Genomic DNA, 22,264 nt, shown 5'->3' with positions numbered 1-22,264 from the left:
GTTGCTTATCTCTCCAGCGTTACACGATACTGGCGAATACGCACGCCTTCATAGTTTTCCAGCGACAGGCATTCATAGTTCAGGCAACGCGTTTCATCGATTGTCTGTGGCGCGATGCCCCACGCGGCCAGTTGCGTTAGCGCGGCTTGTTCTGCCGCCGGGAGCTGAGCGCGCGCGATGTCGGTCAGGCTGCCGCCATAGTCGTCCAGCTGCACCGGCTGTAGTCCTACGAGGGCGATGTGGGCGGGCAGATGACCGCGAATCTCCGCCAGAGCAAGCACTTCGGAGAAGCTGTTCTGATGCAGACTCATTTTTTTGGCGCTGAGGTAACTGGGGACTTGTTCACCGGCGTAGGATTGCAAAGTGCCTGGCGCGAGTCCGTAGTCGATAGCGTCCAGCAGCAACAAATGGCTGGCCTGCTCAACGTAGCCCAGCAGATTCAGCCCTTGCGTGCCGCCGTCGACAATCTCTACCCATTCCGGCCAGTGATAGTGGGCGTACAGGCGTTCGGCAACGCGAATGCCAAATCCTTCATCTGCCCACAGCAGGTTGCCTAAGCCCATCACGATGACGTTAGGTTCGCTCATGACGCCTCCTTATCGCGCTGGCGTTTGGCAAATTTGTGGCTACGGTAGCCGTTGATCATAGTTGAGATGACGGTATCGTCAGACATGATGTCCTCGCGGATAGCCATATACACATGACCGATGATGAAGGCGGCGATGAACCACATCCCCAACCGATGCCAGCTGTGGATATCGAGAGAGTTACCGCCGGTCCAGTAGAAAAACTCCGTCACATAGCGGAAGGGGGTAAAAATGGCGTACTGGCTATGCTCGCTGTATAAGGCAAAACCGGTGAGGATCATAAAAACGGAGAGCAGGAAATAACCGAACATCGCCGCCTGCGCGACGGGGTTATGGCCGATATCCTCTCCCGGTTTTTTTTCCAGAAACAGATACCAGCGCACCACCGAAAAGGCACCCTGCCACCAACTGCGACGCCAGACAGGCACGATAAACAGCTCGCGTGAATAGCGATTGCCGACGAAGGCCCAGTAAATGCGACCCAGCAGTATCACCGTAAACACCATGGCTGCGGCGAAATGTACTAACCGGATGTCGCCCATGTAGAACAGGTAAGTGGCCTCGCCGTTGACCGACGGCAGTGGTCGGCCAATGAAGTATCCGGTTACCATCAAAACCAACATGCAGCCCACTGTCAGCCAGTGCCACAAGCGTACGGGCGCTTCAAACACATAGTGGCTGACGGCGGTATCACGCGCCTCCCCGACGCGTGGGGATATCTTTCCAGTCATCGTTCCGTTCCTTAACGCTTAGCGAACCTGGACTGCGATAAGTTCGCTGCCGTCGTCGCCGAGGACGTGGGTTGAACATGCCAGGCAGGGGTCGAAGCTGTGCAAGGTGCGCAGGATCTCCAGCGGTTGATCCGGTATCGCCATTTGGGTGCCCATCAACGCCGCCTCGTAGGCGCCAATTTGCCCCTTCGGATCGCGCGGGCTGGCATTCCAGGTGGTCGGCACTACGCACTGATACACGTCGATCTTCTGGTCGCGAATCGACGCCCAGTGACCGAGTGCTCCGCGCGGCGCCTCGGTAAAACCGATCCCACGGCACTGCTGCGGCCAGCTTGCAGGCTCCCATTTTTCGGTATTCGCCGTAGCCAGATTGCCGTTTTTCAGGTTGGTCATCAGCTTGTCGAAGAAATATTGCAGCTTGCTCACGGCCCACTGCGCCTCGTGCGCGCGGCACAAAATACGCCCCAGCGTCGACTGCATACCCGACAGCGGCAGTTTGAGTGCGGACATCATGCGATCGACGGATTCAATCGTGGCGGCATCCCCTTTGTGATAGGCAATCAGCGTACGCGCCAACGGTCCAACTTCCATGGCGTGTCCGCGCCAGCGCGGGGCTTTGATCCACGAGTAGCGTTCCTGTTCGTTGAGCTGCTGGATATCGGTATCGCTGCCTTTGACATCGCCGGGGTTGTACCAGGGTTCAGTAATCCCCTCGAACGGGTGACGACCTAATTGATCGTCCGGATAACGGTACCAGGCATGATCGACAAACTCCTGAATTTGCTGCTGATCGGCCAGATCCACCGGCATGACGTTGTTAAAATCACCGTTAATGACCGCGCCGCCAGGCATCAACAGGCTCTTCGCGCTGAAGTCGTTGGCGATATCCGGGAACGCGCCGTAGCTTAAGACGCACTTATCAGACAGCCCGGTGCCAATCTGGCTCCAGGGTTTGTTGAACTGGCCGATAGCCAGCGCGTCAGGAACCATGACGTTGTTGATGAAGTCGGCGGTGCGGGTGATGATCGACTGTACCAGGTTAAGGCGTTCCATATCGACCGCGCCAACCGCGCCGCTCTGATCGATATTGATAGCGCATGGCATGCCGCCGACAATCCAGTTAGGATGCGGATTCTTGCCGCCAAACACCGTATGGATTTTGATAATCTCGCGCTGAAAATCGAGCGCTTCCAGATAATGGGCAAAGCCCATCAGGTTAGCCTCTGGCGACAGTTTGTACTGCGGATGCCCCCAATAACCGTTGCGGAAAATCCCCAACTGACCGCCGTCGACAAATTTCTTCAGGCGGTTTTGTACGTCAAAGAAGTAGCCCGGGGAGGACATCGACCAGGCTGAAAGGCTTTGTGCCAACTGCGATGTTGCGCGCGGGTCGGCTTTCAGGGCATTCAGAACGTCAATCCAGTCCATTCCGGCTAGCTGGTAAAAGTGGACCAGGTGGTCGTGGCACCACAGCGTCGCCAGCATAATATTGCGAATGATGTTGGCGTTATCGGGCACCTTGATGCCAATGGCATCTTCAATGGCATAGACCGATGCGAGCGCATGTACGCCAGTGCACACCCCGCAAATTCGTTCGACAAACGCCCAGGCATCGCGCGGGTCGCGCCCTTGCAGAATAATTTCCAGTCCACGGAACATGGTGCCGCAGGACACCGCGTTGGTGATGATGTTCTGCTCATCAATGTTCACCTCACAACGCATATGGCCTTCAATGCGCGTAATGGGGTCGACAACCAGGCGGCGGCCGGCATTATTGACCGTATATCCCTGGGTTTGATACGAATTGCTCATGCCTGTTTATCCTCATTGTCTTGCGACTGTTGTCCGGCGTCGGCTAATTGCTGTTTGTGGCGGTTATGTTGATTGACGGCGCTGGCGACTGCGTGGACACCGACGCTGGCGGCCACCACGCCAAGCGCGGTGAGGCCCACGGTATCGGCGGTTGAATGCGTCCCCATCTGCGGGATATCGACTACGCGGCTGTAGAACGAACCGCGATCCCAGAAGCCGTTCTCTGAACATCCCAGACACCCATGACCGGACTGGATGGGGAAAGAAACGCCGCCATTCCAGCGGGTGGTGGAGCAGGCGTTATAAGTGGTAGGCCCTTTGCAGCCCATTTTGTACAGACAATAGCCTTTTCGGGCTGCGTCATCGTCCCAACTCTCAACGAACTCCCCGGCGTCAAAGTGGGCGCGGCGGTAGCATTTGTCGTGAATACGCTGACCATAGAACATCAGCGGACGCCCCAGACGATCGAGTTCAGGCAGACGATCAAACGTCACCATATAGGTAATGATGGCGCTCATGACATCCGGAATCGGCGGGCAGCCGGGCACTTTCACGATTGGCTTATCGGTGATCACCTTATCGATCGGCGTTGCCTGGGTTGGATTAGGCCGTGCGGCCTGCACGCAGCCCCAGGAGGCACAGGTTCCCCAGGCGATAATCGCGCTGGCGCCTGCCGCGGCTCTTTTTAGCTTTTCAATAAACGGTCGCCCGCCGCTGATGCAGAACATTCCTTGTTCACCCAGCGGAGGATTGCCCTCGACGGCCAGAATGTATCGGCCGTGGTAGCGGCTCAGAATGTCTTCAAATACCTCTTCGGCCTGCGTTCCGGCGGCGGCCATCAGGGTGTCGTCGTAATCAAGAGAAATCAGGGAGAGGATGACGTCTTTGGCGAGTGGGTGAGAGGAGCGGATAAATGATTCAGTGCAACAGGTGCATTCCAGCCCGTGGATCCAGACGACCGGGATCCGGGGTTTGTTTTCCAGCGCCCAGGCTATTCTGGGCGTCATTGCGGCTCCCAGCCCAAGCGATGTTGCTGCGAGGCTGCAATATTTGAGAAAACTGCGTCGACTCACCCCTTTGCGGCGCATCGCCTGATAAAAGGTCTCCTCGTTATTCGTATTCATAACACGCGTTTCTTCCCCCGTTGAGTTCTGGCCACGTCGCCAGCGATAATCTAAAAAAGCCTATCCGATCAGCGGGGAGAAACAATGTAAAGTGTAGGGTTATGTCCTATTGCGATATTTTCGTGCCCGTTACCTGTTTTTCACTGTCCGGGAATAAAAAAACGCACAGGGGAGACCGCCCTGTGCGTCGGGTTTATTGCGGAAGAACTTAAACCCCAAGGCGATCGCGTAAGCTGTAATATGCCGCCCCCATGGCGGTAAACGGAATGCGCAGGCTGCGCCCCCCCGGGAACGGGTAGTGCGGCAGTTTGGCGAAAGCGTCAAAGCGCTCGGCATCCCCGCGCAGCAGTTCAGAAATCAGACGTCCTGCCAGGTGGGTACAGGTCACGCCGTGGCCGCTGTAGCCCTGCATATAGTAAATGTTGGTATCAAGACGGCCAAACTGCGGCATGCGAGATAGCGTTAACAGGAAATTACCGGTCCAGCGGTAATCAATTTTTACCCCCTGCAATTGCGGGAAGGTTTTCAGCAATTTCGGCATTACCAGACGTTCAATATCGTCCGGATCGCGGGCACCGTAGACCACGCCGCCGCCGTACAGCAGGCGGTTATCACCGGTCAGACGGTAGTAATCCAGCAGATAGTTACAATCTTCCACGCAGTAGTTTTTAGGAATCAGCGAGCGCGCCATCTCTGCAGACAACGGTTCGGTGGTTAACACCTGTGTGCCGCATGGCATGCTGCTTTTTGCCAGCGCAGGCTCCAGTTTGTCGCCGAGGTAGGCGTTGCCCGCGACGATCACAAAGCGGGCCGTAACCTGACCTTTTTCGGTGCTGACCACCGCCGGGCTGGTGTGCTGGATACGGGTGACCGGCGACTGTTCGAAGACGCGCCCGCCGTTCAGACGAATGGCGTTAGCTTCGCCAATCGCCAGGTTCAGCGGATGAATATGACCACCGCTGTGGTCGAGCAGCGCGCCGACATAACGATCGCTACTGACTTCGCGACGAATTTCGCTGCTGTCTAACAGTTCAAGCTGCGTGTTGCCGTAGCGTTCCCAGTTCGACTTCTGCTCTTCCAGCGTTTCCATCTGCTTGTGGTTCAGCGCCACAAACAGTCCGCCGGGGCGATAGTCGCATTCGATCTGATAACGCTTGATACGTTCGCGGATGATATTACCGCCTTCAAACATCATGCTGCCAAGCATTTTGGCGGCGTCCGGGCCATAGGTGCGCTCGATGACGTCGATATCGCGACTGTAGGAGTTCACCAACTGACCGCCGTTACGTCCGCTGGCCCCGAAGCCGATACGCGCGGATTCCAGTAGCACTACGTCGTAACCCATCTCCGCTAAGTGCAGGGCGGAGGAGAGTCCGGTATATCCACCGCCCACGACGCAAACATCACAGCTAACCGACTCGCTAAGGGTGGGAAACGGTTCGTACTGATTGGCGCTTGCGGCGTAATAACTGCTGGTATGTTCAGTCATGATTAAGGCTCCAGGGAGATCCAAATGGTTTTCAGTTCGCTAAATTTTTCCAGCGCATGCAGGGACTTATCGCGCCCGTTGCCGCTTTGCTTATAACCGCCGAACGGCACAGTCATATCACCATCGTTGTAGTTATTAACGAAGACCGAACCGGCCTTCAGGCGACGGCTCATGCGGTGGGCGCGCGACAGATCGCGGGTCCAGACCGCGGCCCCCAGGCCGTAGTCACTGTCGTTGGCCAGCGCCAGGGCTTCGGCTTCGCTGCTAAAACGGGTGACGACCAGTACCGGGCCGAAAATCTCATCGCGGCTGACGTGGGCTTGCGGGGCTGTATCGACAAAAATAGTCGGGCCGATAGCCGCTGGGTGGACGTGGCTGCGACCATCCAGCGCCAGCGTGCCTTGCGCTTCACCGTCGCGAATAAAACCGTGCACGGTGTCGGCATGCGCGTTGTCGATAAGCGTGCCCATCGTGGTTTCCGGATCCAGCGGGTTGCCCGGCTGCCAGTTTTTCGCCTGCTCTTTCAGCAGGGCGATGAACTCGTCGGCAATACTCTCTTCCAGTAACAGACGCGTACCGGCGATACAGACCTGACCCTGGTTATAGAAGATGCCTGCTGCAGCATTGGCGGCGGCTTTCGGCAGATCCGGGCAGTCGGCAAAAACGATGTTGGCACTTTTACCACCGGCCTCCAGCCAGACGCGTTTCATATTGCTGTCGCCAGCGTCTTTGAGCAGTTGCTTGCCGGTGCGGGTCGAGCCGGTAAAGGTGATCACATCAACATCCGGATGCTGCGACAACGCCTGGCCCGCTTCGTGGCCATATCCGCTCACCACGCTGAGTACGCCATCTGGCAAACCGGCTTTTTTTGCCAACGCAGCAAGGCGAATGGCGGTCAGCGGTGATTTTTCTGAAGGCTTGAGGATCACGCTGTTGCCTGCAGCCAGTGCCGGGCCAAGTTTCCAGCAGGCCAGCAGCAGGGGAAAATTCCACGGCACGATGGCCGCAATGACGCCTACCGGCTCGCGCACAATCAGCGCCAGATCGCTCACCGAGGTGGTGGCCACTTCGCCATAGACTTTATCTATTGCTTCGGCGTACCAACGGATGGCGCGTGCCGCGCCTGGAATATCATCACGCAGGCTATGGCGAATCGGTTTACCGGTGTCGAGCGTTTCCAGTAGCGCCAGCTCCTCGTGATGCTGCTCCATTAAATCGGCGAACTTGTGCAGGACTGCCTTGCGCTCTGCGGGTGATGCTTGCGACCAGTCTCCGCGTTCAAACACGGTGCGGGCTGCGGTGACCGCGCGGTCTACATCCGCTTTTTTGCCGCGGGCGACTTTGGCGAGCGGGCGTTGTCCTGCCGGATCCTGCGTAATAAAGGTTTCGTTATCGGCGGCTGCGCAATATTCGCCGTTAATAAATAAACGGGTCTCCGGCGAATAATGGCTGGCTTTTTCACGCCAATATTTAAGATTCTGAAAGTTCATAGCTACTCCTTTTATATCAATAAGATAAAGTTCGTTGCTGATCTTTTCAGGCAAAATCAGGCTGCACGATGCCCCAGGGATGTACCCTGTTAATGCGCGTTATTTAAGAAGGCCTGAGAAACTCAGGCCGCTACTTATTAGAAAGTGGTAGGAGTGTGGGCACTGATGATGCGGCAGATCCCTGCCGAGGTGTTGCTGAAGCTGTGTGGTATACCGGTGTTAATGGCATAACTTTGCCCTGCAACAAGATGATACGTTTGACCGTTGATGGTCAGTATCACTTCACCTTCAAGTATTGTCCCAATCTCTTCACCCTGGTGTTTAATTCTCTCCCCGGTTGTCGTACCTGGCTGATAGGTTTCAAACATCATGGCCAGCGTACGATTCGGATTTCCGTTGTGTACCAGCTTCATGGATACTCCCTGACTCCCGATCTCAATCAAATCATCTTGATTGATAACCACCTGCGGTTCGTCAGGCTTTTCCGGTTCCGCGAAGAACTCGGAGAGCGACAGCCCATAAACTTTCAATAGCTTTTGCAGCGTACTGATGGCAGGACTGACTTTATCCTGCTCTATGGTGCTGATGGCGCTATGCGTTAACCCAGACAGTTCGGCGGCACGACGCTGTGAAAGACCCAATTGCTGGCGGATCTCTGACAAACGTTTACCCGGCGCCAGGCCGTCATCGCTCATAATTGCATTTCCTTAACTGTAGTGGTCAGAGTCGCTGTTTTTCAGCGAGGTGGTTCTGACAAGCGGTGATAAAACCTTCAAGTAACAAACGCGACAGGGCATATTCGCTACTGTTCCATTCCGGGTGCCACTGCACGCCAAGCGCGAAAGGATGGTCGTGAACGCTGGCTGCTTCCACTAATCCATCCTGCGAGCGTGCTTCCACGCGCAGTTGCGGGCCAAGGGTTTTTGCGCCCTGACCATGCAAGGAGTTAACCCAAAACGTGCTGCAACCTGGTATTAGCTGAGATAGCAATCCTCCCTGTTGAACCTGGACTTCATGAGATGGCGCATATTGCTGCTCCACCGGGAGTTCCGCATCTTCACGATGTTCCAGGAACTGTGAGTGATCGCACAGGCGACGATACAGAGTCCCGCCAGTGGCGACAACTAATTCCTGTAAGCCCCGGCAGATGGCGAAAATGGGAATGCGCCTTTCGAGCCCGGCGGTAATTAGCGCCATGCTCAGAAGATCACGCCCGGGATCGGCGTCAGACTCATCGCCATTTTCACCATAAAGGTGCGGCTGCACATTGCTTGGGCTTCCTGGCAGGAAGATACCATCCAGTTTCGGTAACAGCGCGTTCAGTAATTCGGGTTCCGCAAGCGCATGGGGAATCGCTATCGGTAATCCACCGGCGTTTAATACTGCATTCAGGTACTTTTCTTGCAGAGTCTGGGTCTCGTGACCCTTAAGCCTGTTCCTACACATCACTACACCAATAACTGGCTTGTCAAATATATTGCCCATGATCGACCTCACGTTTTGGAATAAATTATTGCCAAACGGTTCCTTGTTATGCCATTCCGTTCATTATTTTCTCAATCTAGCAGTGGAATAACCTTCTAGCAAACTTAATTTAACATTTGACAAACAATTTGTTTGCATCCAGAGTCGAAGAGTGGACATTATATTTAACAGTCAAATCACAGAACAGCTTACAGGCCAACGGCGGTGAATCATGGAAACCAATATCGTAGAAGTTGAGAATTTTGTTCAGCATTCTGAAGAGAGACGAAGTAGCGCGTTTGCGCGTGAAGTTAAGCAGTATCTGGAGCGCTATCCCAACACGCAGTTCGTGGATGTGCTGTTAACCGACCTGAATGGTTGCTTTCGTGGTAAACGCATTCCCGTTGCAGGGTTACACAAGTTAGAGAAAGGCTGCTATTTCCCGGCATCCGTTTTCGCGATGGATATTCTTGGCAATGTGGTCGAAGAGGCGGGATTAGGGCAGGAGCTTGGCGAACCGGATCGGACCTGTGTCCCGGTGCCTGGCACGTTAACGCCTTCGGCCGCCGATCCGGAATGTATTGCGCAGATGATGCTGACGATGCTGGATGAAGATGGCGCTCCCTTTGACGTTGAGCCGCGGAACGTACTTAACCGACTCTGGCAGAAACTTCGCCAGCGCGGTCTGTTCCCCGTCGTAGCGGTAGAGCTGGAGTTCTATTTACTCGATCGTAAGCGCGATCCCGAAGGTTATCTGCAGCCGCCGTGCGCGCCGGGAACGGACGATCGGAATACGCAAAGTCAGGTTTACTCGGTTGATAACCTGAACCACTTTGCTGATGTGCTGAACGATATCGATGAACTGGCCCGTTTGCAGCTGATCCCGGCTGACGGCGCGGTGGCTGAAGCCTCCCCTGGGCAGTTTGAAATCAACCTCTACCATACCGATAACGTACTCGACGCCTGCGACGACGCGCTGGCGCTGAAACGGCTGGTACGGCTGGTGGCGGAGAAACATAAGATGCATGCCACGTTTATGGCAAAACCTTATGAGGAGCATGCCGGTAGCGGAATGCATATCCACATCAGCATTATGAATAATAAAGGCGAGAACGTGTTAGCCGATGCGAATGGCGATGATTCCGCGTTACTTAAACGTGCGCTTGCCGGGATGATTGATCTGATGCCCGCGTCAATGGCGCTGCTGGCGCCGAATGTGAACTCTTATCGCCGCTTCCAGCCGGGGATGTATGTTCCGACCCAGGCTTCCTGGGGGCACAACAACCGTACGGTGGCACTGCGCATTCCCTGCGGCGATCGTGATAACCATCGGGTTGAATATCGCGTGGCGGGGGCTGACGCCAACCCGTATCTGGTGATGTCGACCATTCTGGCGGGGATCCTGCATGGGCTGGATAACGAGCTGCCGTTGCAGGAAGAGGTGGAAGGTAACGGCCTGGAGCAGGAAGGGCTACCGTTCCCGATCCGCCAGAGCGATGCGCTGTGGGAGTTCATGCAAAATGACAGTCTGCGTGAGTTGCTCGGGGAGCGTTTTAGCCATGTGTATCACGCCTGTAAACACGATGAACTGATCCAGTTTGAACGCCTGATTACCGACACTGAAATTGAGTGGATGCTGAAAAACGCCTGACAGGAAAGTGGCCCGGCGGCGGAATGTTTGTCGGGCCTGTACGCATTGTTTGGTCATTGAAAAAAAGAAGTCGCATCATGCGGTCTGAGCGGAGCCAGCCCGTCAATATTGCAGGATCACCTGCCATTTCCCGGATGTCGCGTAATGGAGCGGCTTGCGACAACGGGTCTTCAGATAACCGACAGAGTTTGTGACGAGGAAATGTGATGATGCCAATGTTTAAAAACCCGCCCCGCGTGAGCATCCATGGCTCCCGCAGTAAGTACGGACCGCATCTGTGCCGTGCAACATTGACGCCTTTCTTTTGGCTTTCCACCCCGACACGACCCAGGTCTGCTGTACCCACGTTTCGATCGCAGATCTGGGCCCGTGGCGGGGAGGAAAGCTATGTCGACTAATTCTTCTGTGGATCTCGCGGCCCAGCCGGGCAAAGCACAGTTGCGTAAATCCCTCAAGCTGTGGCAGGTGGTGGTGATGGGGCTGGCCTATCTCACACCGATGACGGTATTTGACACTTTTGGTATTGTTTCGGGTATCAGCAATGGTCATGTTCCGGCCTCCTATCTGCTGGCCCTGGCGGGCGTGCTGTTTACCGCCATCAGTTACGGAAAGCTGGTTCGCCAGTTTCCACAAGCCGGTTCGGCCTACACCTATGCGCAAAAAGCAATCAACCCGCATGTGGGGTTTATGGTCGGCTGGTCGTCACTGCTTGATTACCTGTTCCTGCCGATGATTAACGTCCTGCTGGCGAAAATTTACCTTTCCGCGTTGTTCCCGGGCGTTGCGCCATGGATTTGGGTGGTGATGTTTGTAGCGATCCTCACCGCGGCCAATTTGAAAAGCGTAAATCTGGTGGCGAACTTCAATGCGCTGTTTGTACTGGTGCAGGTTGCGATAATCGTGGTGTTCATTGTTCTCGTGGTGCAGGGGCTGCACAAAGGCGAAGGGGTCGGGACCGTCTGGTCGCTGCAACCGTTTATCAGCCAGAATGCGCATTTGATCCCGATTATCACCGGGGCGACCATCGTCTGCTTCTCGTTTCTCGGTTTTGATGCGGTAACCACGCTCTCTGAAGAGACACCGGATGCCGCGCGTACCATTCCAAAAGCAATTTTCCTTACCGCGCTTTACGGTGGACTGATCTTCATTGCTGCCTCGTTCTTTATGCAGCTATTTTTTCCAGATATTAGCCGATTTAAAGACCCGGACGCGGCGCTGCCGGAGATTGCGCTGTACGTCGGCGGCAAACTGTTCCAGTCTATTTTCTTGTGTACGACCTTTGTAAATACGCTGGCGTCAGGTCTGGCGTCCCATGCCAGCGTTTCACGTCTGCTGTACGTGATGGGCCGCGATAACGTCTTCCCGGAGAAGTACTTCGGCTATGTCCATCCGAAATGGCGTACACCCGCGCTGAACGTCATTATGGTCGGGATTGTGGCACTCTCGGCCCTGTTTTTTGACCTGGTGACCGCCACGGCGTTGATTAACTTTGGCGCGCTGGTGGCCTTTACGTTCGTTAATTTGTCCGTGTTTAACCACTTCTGGCGTCGTGAAGGGCGTAAGCATACCTGGCAGGAAAAGTTGCACTACCTGGTATTGCCAATGGTCGGCGCCGCCACCGTTGCCGTACTGTGGGTGAACCTGGAGGTGACATCGCTGACGCTGGGACTGGTATGGGCTGGCGTGGGGTTGGTGTATCTCGCCTACCTGACCGGACGTTTCCGCAAGCCGCCGCCGCAGTTTGACGCCGCGAAATCTGAGCAGGCCTGGGAGTGACATAAACTTCAGGTATTAACAACAGGGCACGCCGTCAGGGGCAACTACCTTCAGACGTCCGGTGACGGCGTGTCCTGCGGTATTTATTAATGTCGTGAAATGCGTGGGCTATAGTAAAGATGGCCGTTATTTCTCATCATTAATAACCGTGAGCGGGGGATGTGAATGAAGAAGATACTGATGCTGGTCGGCGATTATGTCGAAGATTATGAAACGATGGTGCCTTTTCAGGCATTGCAGATGCTGGGCCATCGTGTTGATGCCGTCTGTCCGGATAAAAGTCAGGGGGACTACGTTCAAACCGCTATTCATGATTTTGATGGGGCGCAGACCTACAGTGAAAAACCGGGTCATCGTTTTACGCTGAATGCAAATTTTGCCGAGGTGCGGGCCACCGATTACGACGCGCTGCTGATCCCCGGCGGACGTGCTCCGGAATATCTCCGGCTGAATCCGGATGTCATTAAGCTGGTGCAAGATTTCAACGCTGCCGGTAAGCCTATCGCCGCGGTCTGTCATGGACCTCAGCTATTAGCGGCGGCGGGGGTGTTAGAAAACCGGACCTGTAGCGCCTATCCGGCCTGTGCGCCAGAAGTTCGTCTGAGCGGCGGGCATTACGCAGATATCGGCATTGATCAAGCCCACGTGGATGGCAATCTGATTACCGCGCCTGCATGGCCCGCGCATCCGCAATGGCTGGCTAAATTTGTTGAAGTATTAATGAAGTAAGCGATGAAAAAAGTCGGTATAACCTGCCTCGTTATACCGACTGGACATATTACCTCTGTATGAGTGCGAACACCCCCCAACCAATGTACTCCCGGGTGAAGGCTACGTGGCGTGCTGGTGAACTCCTCAGTTGCTCTCTGACTTCCGGGGCAAATTCATCGTCCGGATTTGCCTCCAGCCACCGGCGCATCGTCAGCCATTTGGCCGCCTCGTATCTGTCCCAACCCTCCTGGTCAGCCAGTACCATTTCAACCACGTCATAACCGAGCAGGTCGAAAGATGAAACGAGCTCTGGCAGAGAAAGAAAATCGGTCACCGAAGTCGCGCCGCAAGCCTGGGCGATGCTCTCCGTTGCAGGCGTCTGACGCCAGTAAGGTTCGCCGATGAGCATAATTCCGCATGGTTTGAGACTTTGTTCCAGTTGTCTGACCGTTCCAGCGACGCCGCCGGCAATCCAGGTCGCACCAACGCAGGCGGCAATATCGAATTTTTCTTCGGCGATATAACCTGTTGCATCGGCATGAATAAAACGCACGTGCTCATTGACACCCAACTCTTTGGCCCGCAGGGTGGCTTGCTCACTGAACAGCCGGCTCATATCGATACCAACGCCGGAAATACCGTGATCGCGTGCCCAGGTGCACAACATCTCACCCGAACCGCTGCCGAGGTCCAGAATGCGTGTTCCCGGTGCCATCCTTAAAACCTCGCCTAACGTGGCGTATTTCTGTGCGGTGAACGGATTATGAATGCGATGTGCGCTTTCGCTGATGGTAAAAATCTTGGTAATGGTGCCAACTTACTGATTTAGTGTATGATGGTGTTTTTGAGGTGCTCCAGTGGCTTCTGTTTCTATCAGCTGTCCCTCCTGTTCAGCTACTGAAGGCGTGGTGCGTAACGGTAAAAGCACTGCCGGACATCAGCGCTATCTCTGCTCTCACTGCCGTAAAACATGGCAGCTACAGTTCACTTACACCGCCTCTCAGCCCGGTACACACCAGAAAATTATTGATATGGCCATGAATGGCGTCGGATGTCGCGCCAGTGCACGCATTATGGGCGTTGGCCTCAACACGATTTTACGACACTTAAAAAACTCAGGCCGCAGTCGGTAAACTCACGCATACAACCGGGCAGTGACGTCATTGTTTGCGCGGAAATGGACGAACAGTGGGGTTACGTCGGCGCTAAATCACGCCAGCGCTGGTTGTTTTACGCGTATGACAGGATACGGAGGACGGTTGTGGCGCACGTATTCGGTGAACGCACGTTGGCCACGCTGGAGCGTCTTCTTGGCCTGCTGTCGGCCTTTGAGGTCGTGGTATGGATGACGGATGGCTGGCCGCTTTATGAATCACGCCTGAAGGGAGAACTGCACGTTATCAGCAAGCGATATACGCAGCGCATTGAGCGGCATAACCTGAATCTGAGGCAGCATCTGGCAAGGCTGGGCAGGAAGTCACTGTCGTTCTCAAAATCGGTGGAGCTGCATGACAAAGTCATCGGGCATTATCTGAACATAAAACACTATCAGTAAGTTGGAGTCATTACCCGCGCGCGACCAAATTCAAAATTGCTTCGGCGGCTGGCTTTTTCAATATAGGCTTCAATCGCCGGAGCGCCGGCATTGTAGATAAAGCCAAGGTAAATCCCGCCGACAATCGAACCCAGTAAAATATTAACCTGTAATAACGGGCCAAAGACGTAAATAAAGAATGGGGCAAACATTACCAGCATTCCGGTAATTACCCACAGCAGGTGTTTACGCAGGCCAAGCTTATCGGAGAGCAGTCCGAAAACAGGCTGGAATAATAATGAAAATAGTGAAATACAGGCGAAAATGATCCCGGTGTCACCTTTACTGATATGGTTTACATCGTGTAACCAGATAGGGAAGAAGGGGAAATAGGCACCCATAATGAAAAAGTAAAAGAAAAAGAAGAAGCCGAACATCCAAAAGTTAGTGTTTTTCAAATAATACATAATGGACTTCCTTACGATGAATGCGGGCAGGGGGGAACCTGCCCGATTATTATTATTTTTGACCCCAGACCAGCTGGTAGTGGTAGCGTCCGGCACTCAGCAGGAACTCTGGTGAAACGGAAGGACTCCAGGAGTCGTCACCGCCCACGCCCATATGGAAGCCATCAATATTGACCCAGGTACCAGCCTCCGGTTGCAGCAGATGGCGGTGGCTGGTTTCCATCAGTTGCTTCTGGCTAAAGCGGCTGATGTTGAACAGGAAGTCCCCTCGCCATTGATGTTCGCCGTAGCGTAGCTCACGCGTGTTGCAGCGCAGACCGTTTTCGCCAGGGAAAACATACGGGGTGTACATCTCATCAAGCGACAAATCCCAACGATCAAAACAGGCAGCGCTCAGGCGATCCGGGTAGTTCTCATGTGGGCCGAGACCTAACCAGTTCACGCGCTCAGCGACCTGCGCCAGCTGGCAGCTCAGGCCGATGCGGGCCGGATGTGGCGTGCCGCTGGCGACGTCGACATCCACCGTTATCTGCATTTCACCATTGCCGTCAATGCGATAGCTTTTTCGGCTGACGAACAGTGTTTCGCCCTGATACTGCCACGCATGTTCGGTGGCGATCAGTACCGCATGGCTTAGCGTGTCGGCAGCACAGTGCAGTAACGTTGCTTCGACCAGATAATGACCGGCGGCTTTCCAGCGTTCGACCCAGGCGTTAGGGTCGATGCGGGTTGACTCGCTCACGCCGATGTCGTTGTCCAGCGGCGCGCGGGTGAACTGGTCAGTAAGCGGGGTTAACAGCTGAGCTGCGTCGCCAATCCAGTACTGTGTCAGCAGGCCAGACTGACGGTTGAATTGCCAGCGCTTGTCGTTGACCTCAACAGTAAAGGTGTTTTCGCTCACGTTCAGCTGTGGTGCGGTACGGGCAGTTTGCCGTGGCGCCAGGCTGAGTTTCTCTTCCAGCTTCCATTGCTGCCAGGCGCTAATGTGCCCGGCATCTGACCATGCGGTGGCCTGAGGTTGCTCTACGCGTACCTTTAGCCATAGCTGGCCGGCGGTTTCCGGCAGCGGGACATCTGGCAGGGTAATCACCTGGCGACTCTGTGGGGCGATATCCAGCACGATTTCTCCGGCGGCCAGCGGGTTGCCATCCTGGGCAATCGACCAGTGCAGAACTTCGTTATCGCTGTGGCGGAACAGATATTCGCTGGTTACTTCAATCTGGCGTTTGGGTCCCGGCAGCAGCGTAAACTGGAAAAACTGCTGCACATGTTTGGCCTCGTATAATGCCGGATGCGGGGTGCGATCGGCGAACACCAGGCCGTTCATGCAAAACTGACGATCGTTAGGCGTGTCGCCAAAATCACCACCGTAGGCAGACCATGCCTTGCCGTTCTCATCATATTTAATCAGCGACTGATCTACCCAGTCCCAGACAAACCCGCCCTGTAGGCGCGGAAATTGACGGAACGCTTGCCAGTATTTGGCGAAGCCGCCAAAACTGTTGCCCATGGCGTGGGCGTATTCGCAGAGGATCAGCGGACGCTGCTCGCCGGGCATCGACAGCCACTTTTTAATCGACCATTTGGGTACCGCAGGGAAGGGCTGATCCTGATCGACGCGGGCGTACATCGGGCAAATAATGTCGGTCGCCGTGGTATTTGCGCCGCCGCCTTCATACTGTACCGGGCGGGACGGATCTTCTGATTTTATCCAGCGGTAGAGCGCGTCATGGTTGGCGCCATGCCCGGATTCATTGCCCAGTGACCAGATGATGATGCTCGGGTGGTTGCGATCGCGTTGCACCATGCGCGTGACGCGCTGGCTCATGGCTGGCAGCCATGCGGGATCGTCGGTGAGGCGATTCATCGGCACCATGCCGTGGGTTTCAATGTTGGCTTCGTCGACCACATACAGGCCGTAGCGATCGCACAGGGTGTACCACAATGGATGGTTCGGGTAATGGGAGCAGCGCACGGCGTTAAAGTTGTTCTGCTTCATCAGCAGAATATCCTGCACCATCGTCGCCTCGTCCATCACCTGACCATTGACCGGATGGTGCTCATGACGGTTGGTGCCGCGAATCAACAGCGGCTTACCGTTGAGTAACAGCAGGCCGTTTTCAATACGAACCTGACGAAAGCCGACATCACAGGCTTCCGCTTCAATCAGCACTCCGTCAGCGGTACGTAACTGGACCACAGCGCGGTACAGATTAGGCGTTTCGGCACTCCACAGCGCCGGGTTTTCGACGTTCAGACGCAGGGTAACCCGATCATGATAAGCGCCGCGTTCATCAATAATTTCGCTGCCGAGCGGGGAAGTCGTTTCGTGAGTGAGCGTTTCACCGTCCCACAATTGCAGGGTGACGCGTAAATCTTCGCTCTCGTTGTCCGCCACTCTGACTTCTGTTTCCAGCGTGGCGCGGCTGAAATCGTCGTTAAAACGGGTGTTAATGCGCAGGTCGCGGATTTGCGTAGTGGGCTTATACAGCAAAGATACATCGCGAAAGATCCCGCTCATGCGCCACATGTCCTGGTCTTCCAGATAACTGCCGTCGCTCCAGCGCAGCACCATCACAGCCAGGCGGTTTTCGCCTGGCAGCAGATAATCGCTAAGATCGAATTCAGACGGCAGGCGGCTGTCCTGACCGTAGCCAACCCAGCGACCATTGCACCACAAATGAAACGCGGAATTCACCCCGTCAAAAATAATGCGCGTCTGACCTTCATCTAACCACGCGTCTTCGATACTGAATGTGAGCGAGTAACATCCTGTCGGATTCTGCGCTGGAACGTACGGGGGGTTAACCGGGATCGGGTAGGTGACGTTGGTATAAATTGGCGCGTCGTAACCGTCCATCTGCCAGTTAGAGGGGACGTTGATAGTATCAGCCTGTGGCAGATCGCTTGTCAGCCAGCTTTCCGGCACGGCCTCAGGCGCGGAAAACCAGGCGAACTGCCACTTGCCATTCAGCGAGCGTAACTGAGTTGATCGCTGATTGGTGCGCGCATCATCCGCTGAGCGCCAGCTACAAAACGGCGGGTGCGCCTCCAGGCGGTTGAGCTGCGTGACGCCGGGATTTTCCCAGTCACGGCGGGCCAGTACAGCGGAGAGTGAATCTGTGTTCAGGTTCATAACGGTATCCTGTTTGAATTTGTTATTCGCTCACAATTTCAATCAAAATACGAATAAGCGATCCCAACTGTAAAGGATGGGGCGCTCAATGAGTGAACTGACTCACACAATTGTTATGCGTTCACAATTTGGGTGTGAGCTGCGAAACTTGCCGCGCTAGCTGGATCAGTGAGTCGGCCAGCACCTGGGGTGAGATGGTTTGCGTATCGGGAGGCAGAACCGTATTGCGCTTAACCAGGGTTACGGGCAGCAGTTGGTTGCCCACGCTTGAGGTCCCACGGGGAAGTTGCAGCAGTCTGTCGACGCTGGTTTCACCCAGTAACGGAAAATCCTGCCTGATGGTGGTCAGTGGTGGGATGTAGCAGGCGCTGTCTTCGGTGTCATCGTAGCCGATCACCGAGATATCAACCGCCACCCGCAGACCGAACTCGCTGATCGCCCGCATCGCGCCCAGCGCCATTTGATCGTTAGCGACCAGCATGGCAGTGGGGAGATTACCACCATTAAGCATATGCAGCGTTTGCTGAAAACCTGACATCGCGCTCCAGTCGCCTTCCAGCTCCGCGGTGGGTTGCAGCTGGTAGTGCGCCAGATATTTATGCCACCCCGCATGGCGAAGTCTTGCCGAAACCGAAGTGTGTGGCCCACTCAGCAGGGCGATACGCTGATGCCCATGCTGCACCAGATGTTCAACGCCGAGACGTGCGCCGTCGTCATGGGAGAAAATCACGCTGTTAATTGGCGTCTGATCTGAGACATCGAGAAACAGCACCGGCACCGTACCGCAGGCGGCAGCCACGGCAATGGCGTCTTCTTCATCCAGCGGGTAGTTGATGATAAGCCCGGTTACGCGTTGAGAAAGCAGGTTGTGGACTGCGGCTTTACATGCCTCAACGCCGCTACGTTCGACCATGGCGATCACAACGCTGGCCCCGGACTGGTCGGCGCGGGATTTTATGGCGGCAACGATTTGCGAGGGGGCGTGCAGGGCAAGGTTCGCCGTCACGACGCCAATCAGCGGCGTCTGTTTGCCCGCCAGCTGCTGTGCGACGCGGTTGGGGATGTAATTGAGCTCCGCCATCGCGGCCTCAACTTTCTGTCGGGTTTTTGCGGAAACGTGGCTGGCCTGATTCACGACGCGCGAGACGGTCTGGTAAGAGACTCCTGCATGGTCTGCCACATCGTATAGCGTTACCGGTTTCACGTTTATCACCCCTGTCATGACGTTATCTGCGCGCTATGATGCCACAGCGGGACGGTTTTGGGGTATTTGCGCATTGGTTCTGCGAGGCGCATTCCAGGGTTGCAGATCGTGTGCTGGAGGATTTATCGTCGTGATGCTTAACAGCATAAAAAAGTGAGGACATCGTGAGCGACTCTGCGGCAAACAACATTCTGTCCATCTACCAACGTCATGTGGAGGCCTTTGCCAGCCAGCGTTCACGCGCACTGTTCGAGAAAAGCTGGCTGGATAAGTTCATCACCGTGATGGGCGGGCAGGGCAGCATTGTGGATATTGGCTGCGGCAACGGTCAGCCGATTGCTGGTTATTTTATTCAGCAAGGCTTTCCGCTTACGGGAATTGATGGTTCTGCGGCGATGCTGGCGCGGGCCCGGCACTCTTTTCCTGCACAGCGCTGGCTGGCGCAGGATATGCGCGAGCTGGGACTTAACGAGACTTTCGATGGTCTGATCGCCTGGGACAGCTTTTTCCATTTAACTCAGCAGGATCAGCAAAAGATGTTCCCGATTTTTGACCGACTCAGCCGTCCCGGCAGCGCGCTGATGTTTACCAGCGGAACGGAAAACGGTATCGCGATGGGGCAATTTGAGGGCGAACCGCTGTTTCACGCCAGCCTCGCGCCGGATGAATACCGCGCATTGCTGTCAGCGCACGGTTTTGTGGTGGTAGAGATGGTGATGGAAGATCCGCACTGCGCCGGGCATACCATCTGGCTGGCGCAAAAACGTGGCTAAACTCTCAACGTTAAGCGTTCCCTTCTCTTCCTTCCCTTCTGCTTTGGTGAGCCCTATTAAAACAAAAGGCATAATTGTCAAATGAGTGAGTTGGTTGCTAAAAAATACTGATATGGGCTGTATTCGTCGGAACGAAATTTACACAGGGTATAAATCGACAAGAATAAACCCAGGGTTGCAATAAAACCATTGAGCATTGCCAGAATAAGGAAGAAAAGAACGATCGCGGAAGGTTTAATTATGCTGGTATTCATTTCTAATTATTCCATGTTTTTTAACGCTATTACTTTACGACAATTAAGTTAAGCGATAATAGTACAATTTCCAGGTATTGCGGATTCCGCTTATTTAGTGCCGGGGAGGTGTGTCTGTTAGCACGATGCGAGTGGCGTCATCGTAGCGTATTGTCCAGAGCGTTAATGTGGGTAAATGGGCGATTTGCGATGGGATTAGGTCAACAGAGTAAGAATAATTTAACTTAAGAGCATAAGAAATCCTAAAATGCAATTGGAATGAAGTGAAATAGCACTTAATGTCTTTACTTTTGTTTACATTTTGTGCTTTTTTACAAGGATCGGCTGTGCTTTACAGTCAAGTTCGCTTTCGTACTTTTATGGGGGGTGGGGTGAAGTTCAGGGATGAAAGAAAGTTGGCAATATTAATTGGGATGTTAATTTTGCCGTTCACAACTGTTTCTGCGGCGCCACTCTCTCCTGCGGATCGGAATACCATTCAGCAGCAACAGCAGCAGCGACTTAATGAAAACCAGCGCCAGCGTGAAGAGCTGGAGCGTAGCGTTACGCTACCCGAAACCGTAACGCCGAAAACGCCAGCCCAGACTGAAGGGCCGTGTTTTATGATTTCGCGTATTGATATTGACGGCGCAACGAAGTTGTCCGCCGCTGCCTCGGCAAAGCTTACCGCGCCATGGGTGAATCAATGCCTGAATATTCCCCGCCTTACGGAACTGACAAATGCAATTTCCGACTGGTATATCAGTCGAGGCTACATCACCAGTCGTGCCTTTTTAACCGAACAGGATCTCTCATCCGGGGTGCTGCACATTGCGGTGCTTGAGGGTAAATTGCAGCAAATACGTCTGGAAGGCGTCCCATCGCGCACTCTGCTGATGACCTTTCCCGGAATGGAAGGAAAAATTCTCAATCTGCGTGACATTGAACAGGGGATGGAGCAGTTGAACCGGGTTCGCCAGACGCCGGTGGAAATTGAAATTTTGCCGGGCAGTCAGCAGGGGTTCTCAATAGTTAACCTCACCGCCACGCCTGAATTTCCACTCAATGGCTCAGTTAGTTTTGATAACAGTGGACAAAAGAGCACCGGAACCGGACAGCTCAGTGGTGCGCTATTTTTCAATAATATGCTCGGCCTGGCGGATAAATGGTTTATTAGCGGCGGACGCAGTAGCGATTTTTCCAGCAGCAAAGATGCGCAGAACTTTGCGGCCGGCGTGAGTATTCCTTACGGCTACGGACTGCTTGATTACAACTACAGCTGGAGTAACTACCTCAGCACGATTGATAACAATGGTTATGCCTGGCGTTCCACCGGAGATAGCGAAACCCATCGTCTGAACGGATCCTGGGTTTTGTTTCGCAATGGTGATGTCAAAACCGCTGCATCGCTGGGTTTGACGCATCGAATTAACCGTAACAAATTGAATGATATCCTGCTGGAAACCAGTAGTCGCAAGCTTTCCAGCGTTTCGCTGGGCATCAACCATACGCAAAAAATTGCTTCCGGCGTTGCGACGTTTAACCCTTCATTCACCCAGGGCGTGCCATGGTTTGGCGCAGAGGATGACAACGATAAACAGGGTGATGTGCCAAGGGCGGAATTTCGCAAATGGGGCGTCAGCGGTAGTTTCCAGCGCCCGTTGGCAGAGAAACTGTGGTGGCTAAGCAGCGTGTATTTTCAATGGTCTCCAGACCGACTCTATGGAAGTGAACGCCTGACGCTGGGCGGAGAAACCTCCGTTCGCGGTTTTAAAGAACAGTACATTTCTGGAGATAACGGCGGCTACTGGCGCAATGAAGTGAATTATTCGCTATTTACACTGCCGGTGCTGGGACAGATTGGCGCGATAGCGGCATTCGACGGCGGCTGGCTGAAACAGGATAACGTTGATAGCTATGCCTCCGGCACGTTGTGGGGGGCTGCGCTGGGATTAACCAGTTCAGGGCGCTGGTTTTCCAGTCAGTTTACCGTAGGAACGCCAGTTAACTATCCGGACTGGCTGGCGCCGGATCATCTCAATGTGTATTACCGCGTTGCGGTGGCATTTTAAGGAATAAGGG

General features: G+C 54.5%; 17 protein-coding genes and 1 pseudogene. 6 read left to right on the top strand and 12 right to left on the bottom strand.

Annotation, left to right across the window (positions count from 1 at the left end):
* Positions 1-5 precede the first annotated feature (5 nt).
* The 8 genes from hyaD to puuD all read right to left on the bottom strand — a co-directional run bounded on the left by hyaD (position 6) and on the right by puuD (position 8,718).
* Positions 6-587, bottom strand: coding sequence for a hydrogenase 1 maturation protease (hyaD, locus tag HV037_RS18800; RefSeq protein WP_016151907.1), 582 nt, complete (start codon positions 585-587; stop codon positions 6-8).
* Positions 584-1,318, bottom strand: coding sequence for a Ni/Fe-hydrogenase b-type cytochrome subunit (hyaC, locus tag HV037_RS18795; protein ID WP_016155781.1), 735 nt, complete (start codon positions 1,316-1,318; stop codon positions 584-586). The genes hyaD and hyaC overlap by 4 nt, the downstream gene beginning before the upstream one ends.
* Positions 1,319-1,336: 18 nt before the next feature.
* Positions 1,337-3,130 carry a Ni/Fe-hydrogenase large subunit gene (hyaB, locus tag HV037_RS18790; RefSeq protein WP_103283516.1) on the bottom strand — a complete coding sequence of 598 codons (1,794 nt, stop codon included), beginning with the start codon at positions 3,128-3,130 and terminating at the stop codon, positions 1,337-1,339.
* Positions 3,127-4,254 carry a hydrogenase 1 small subunit gene (gene hyaA, locus HV037_RS18785; protein WP_049270897.1) on the bottom strand — a complete coding sequence of 376 codons (1,128 nt, stop codon included), beginning with the start codon at positions 4,252-4,254 and terminating at the stop codon, positions 3,127-3,129. Before hyaA ends, hyaB begins: the two co-directional genes overlap by 4 nt.
* 208 nt (positions 4,255-4,462) lie before the next feature.
* The gene (locus HV037_RS18780) at positions 4,463-5,743 is read right to left on the bottom strand and encodes an FAD-binding oxidoreductase (RefSeq protein ID WP_016155784.1); all 1,281 of its coding nucleotides are present in this window, start codon (positions 5,741-5,743) and stop codon (positions 4,463-4,465) included.
* A gap of 2 nt (positions 5,744-5,745) precedes the next feature.
* Positions 5,746-7,233, bottom strand: coding sequence for an aldehyde dehydrogenase PuuC (gene puuC / locus HV037_RS18775; RefSeq protein WP_016151912.1), 1,488 nt, complete (start codon positions 7,231-7,233; stop codon positions 5,746-5,748).
* A gap of 137 nt (positions 7,234-7,370) precedes the next feature.
* Positions 7,371-7,928, bottom strand: a complete 558-nt coding sequence (gene puuR, locus HV037_RS18770) for an HTH-type transcriptional regulator PuuR (protein ID WP_016151913.1) — start codon at positions 7,926-7,928, stop codon at positions 7,371-7,373.
* 25 nt (positions 7,929-7,953) lie between these two features.
* Positions 7,954-8,718 (bottom strand): gamma-glutamyl-gamma-aminobutyrate hydrolase, encoded by a 765-nt coding sequence (puuD, locus tag HV037_RS18765; RefSeq protein ID WP_016151914.1) that lies wholly within the window; start codon positions 8,716-8,718, stop codon positions 7,954-7,956.
* Between the two features lie 211 nt (positions 8,719-8,929).
* On the opposite strand from puuD, the gene HV037_RS18760 reads away from it, so the two are divergent.
* From HV037_RS18760 to HV037_RS18750, 3 genes are all read left to right on the top strand, one after another.
* A complete protein-coding gene (locus HV037_RS18760; RefSeq protein ID WP_046276299.1) occupies positions 8,930-10,348 on the top strand; it encodes a glutamine synthetase family protein in 1,419 nt (472 codons plus the stop codon).
* Positions 10,349-10,735: 387 nt separating this feature from the next.
* A complete protein-coding gene (locus HV037_RS18755) occupies positions 10,736-12,124 on the top strand; it encodes an APC family permease (protein ID WP_016151916.1) in 1,389 nt (462 codons plus the stop codon).
* A gap of 165 nt (positions 12,125-12,289) precedes the next feature.
* Positions 12,290-12,853: a DJ-1/PfpI family protein gene (locus tag HV037_RS18750; RefSeq protein WP_049281633.1), complete on the top strand. Its 564-nt coding sequence runs from the start codon at positions 12,290-12,292 to the stop codon at positions 12,851-12,853.
* A 49-nt stretch (positions 12,854-12,902) separates the two neighbouring features.
* On the opposite strand, the gene HV037_RS18745 is transcribed toward HV037_RS18750, so the two are convergent.
* Complete coding sequence (locus HV037_RS18745) at positions 12,903-13,643, bottom strand: class I SAM-dependent methyltransferase (RefSeq protein ID WP_103283518.1); 741 nt, start codon at positions 13,641-13,643, stop codon at positions 12,903-12,905.
* Positions 13,644-13,692: 49 nt separating this feature from the next.
* On the opposite strand from HV037_RS18745, the gene HV037_RS18740 reads away from it, so the two are divergent.
* Positions 13,693-14,390 (top strand): IS1 family transposase gene (locus HV037_RS18740; protein ID WP_223274117.1). Its coding sequence is split into 2 segments (ribosomal slippage): positions 13,693-13,942 and positions 13,942-14,390, totalling 699 coding nucleotides; the frame shifts between segments, so codons are not numbered across the junction.
* An 11-nt stretch (positions 14,391-14,401) separates the two neighbouring features.
* On the opposite strand, the pseudogene HV037_RS18735 reads toward HV037_RS18740, so the two are convergent.
* The 3 genes and pseudogenes from HV037_RS18735 to HV037_RS18725 form a co-directional block, all read right to left on the bottom strand.
* Positions 14,402-14,836 (bottom strand): annotated as a pseudogene (locus HV037_RS18735) (oligosaccharide MFS transporter); the annotation flags it as partial.
* Between the two features lie 52 nt (positions 14,837-14,888).
* Positions 14,889-17,972, bottom strand: a complete 3,084-nt coding sequence (locus HV037_RS18730; RefSeq protein WP_181500130.1) for a beta-galactosidase — start codon at positions 17,970-17,972, stop codon at positions 14,889-14,891.
* A gap of 121 nt (positions 17,973-18,093) precedes the next feature.
* On the bottom strand, positions 18,094-19,176 hold the full coding sequence (locus HV037_RS18725) for a LacI family DNA-binding transcriptional regulator (protein WP_181500361.1): 1,083 nt from the start codon (positions 19,174-19,176) through the stop codon (positions 18,094-18,096).
* Between the two features lie 164 nt (positions 19,177-19,340).
* Between HV037_RS18725 and HV037_RS18720 the strand changes: the two genes are divergently transcribed.
* Entirely contained in the window at positions 19,341-19,949 is a 609-nt protein-coding gene (locus HV037_RS18720) for a class I SAM-dependent methyltransferase (RefSeq protein WP_181500129.1), read from the top strand.
* 667 nt (positions 19,950-20,616) lie between these two features.
* Complete coding sequence (locus HV037_RS18715) at positions 20,617-22,254, top strand: ShlB/FhaC/HecB family hemolysin secretion/activation protein (RefSeq protein WP_227021731.1); 1,638 nt, start codon at positions 20,617-20,619, stop codon at positions 22,252-22,254.
* Positions 22,255-22,264: the final 10 nt, after the last annotated feature.

Origin of the sequence: Citrobacter sp. RHBSTW-00017, from assembly GCF_013797615.1 — a bacterium.
In the GTDB taxonomy this organism is placed as follows: domain Bacteria; phylum Pseudomonadota; class Gammaproteobacteria; order Enterobacterales; family Enterobacteriaceae; genus Citrobacter; species Citrobacter braakii.
The sequence above is the reverse complement of the archived record's forward strand: the minus strand, read 5'-3'. Positions and strand labels throughout refer to the sequence as shown.

Excerpts from the sequence above, each read along its gene's own strand:
- hyaA (WP_049270897.1), bottom strand. The coding sequence starts at position 4,254 with ATGAATACGAATAACGAGGAGACCTTTTATCAGGCGATGCGCCGCAAA.
- HV037_RS18730 (WP_181500130.1), bottom strand. The coding sequence starts at position 17,972 with ATGAACCTGAACACAGATTCACTCTCCGCTGTACTGGCCCGCCGTGAC.
- HV037_RS18750 (WP_049281633.1), top strand. The coding sequence starts at position 12,290 with ATGAAGAAGATACTGATGCTGGTCGGCGATTATGTCGAAGATTATGAA.
- puuC (WP_016151912.1), bottom strand. The coding sequence starts at position 7,233 with ATGAACTTTCAGAATCTTAAATATTGGCGTGAAAAAGCCAGCCATTAT.
- hyaB (WP_103283516.1), bottom strand. The coding sequence starts at position 3,130 with ATGAGCAATTCGTATCAAACCCAGGGATATACGGTCAATAATGCCGGC.
- HV037_RS18715 (WP_227021731.1), top strand. The coding sequence starts at position 20,617 with ATGTTAATTTTGCCGTTCACAACTGTTTCTGCGGCGCCACTCTCTCCT.
- hyaD (WP_016151907.1), bottom strand. The coding sequence starts at position 587 with ATGAGCGAACCTAACGTCATCGTGATGGGCTTAGGCAACCTGCTGTGG.
- HV037_RS18780 (WP_016155784.1), bottom strand. The coding sequence starts at position 5,743 with ATGACTGAACATACCAGCAGTTATTACGCCGCAAGCGCCAATCAGTAC.
- puuR (WP_016151913.1), bottom strand. The coding sequence starts at position 7,928 with ATGAGCGATGACGGCCTGGCGCCGGGTAAACGTTTGTCAGAGATCCGC.
- hyaC (WP_016155781.1), bottom strand. The coding sequence starts at position 1,318 with ATGACTGGAAAGATATCCCCACGCGTCGGGGAGGCGCGTGATACCGCC.
- HV037_RS18760 (WP_046276299.1), top strand. The coding sequence starts at position 8,930 with ATGGAAACCAATATCGTAGAAGTTGAGAATTTTGTTCAGCATTCTGAA.
- puuD (WP_016151914.1), bottom strand. The coding sequence starts at position 8,718 with ATGGGCAATATATTTGACAAGCCAGTTATTGGTGTAGTGATGTGTAGG.
- HV037_RS18755 (WP_016151916.1), top strand. The coding sequence starts at position 10,736 with ATGTCGACTAATTCTTCTGTGGATCTCGCGGCCCAGCCGGGCAAAGCA.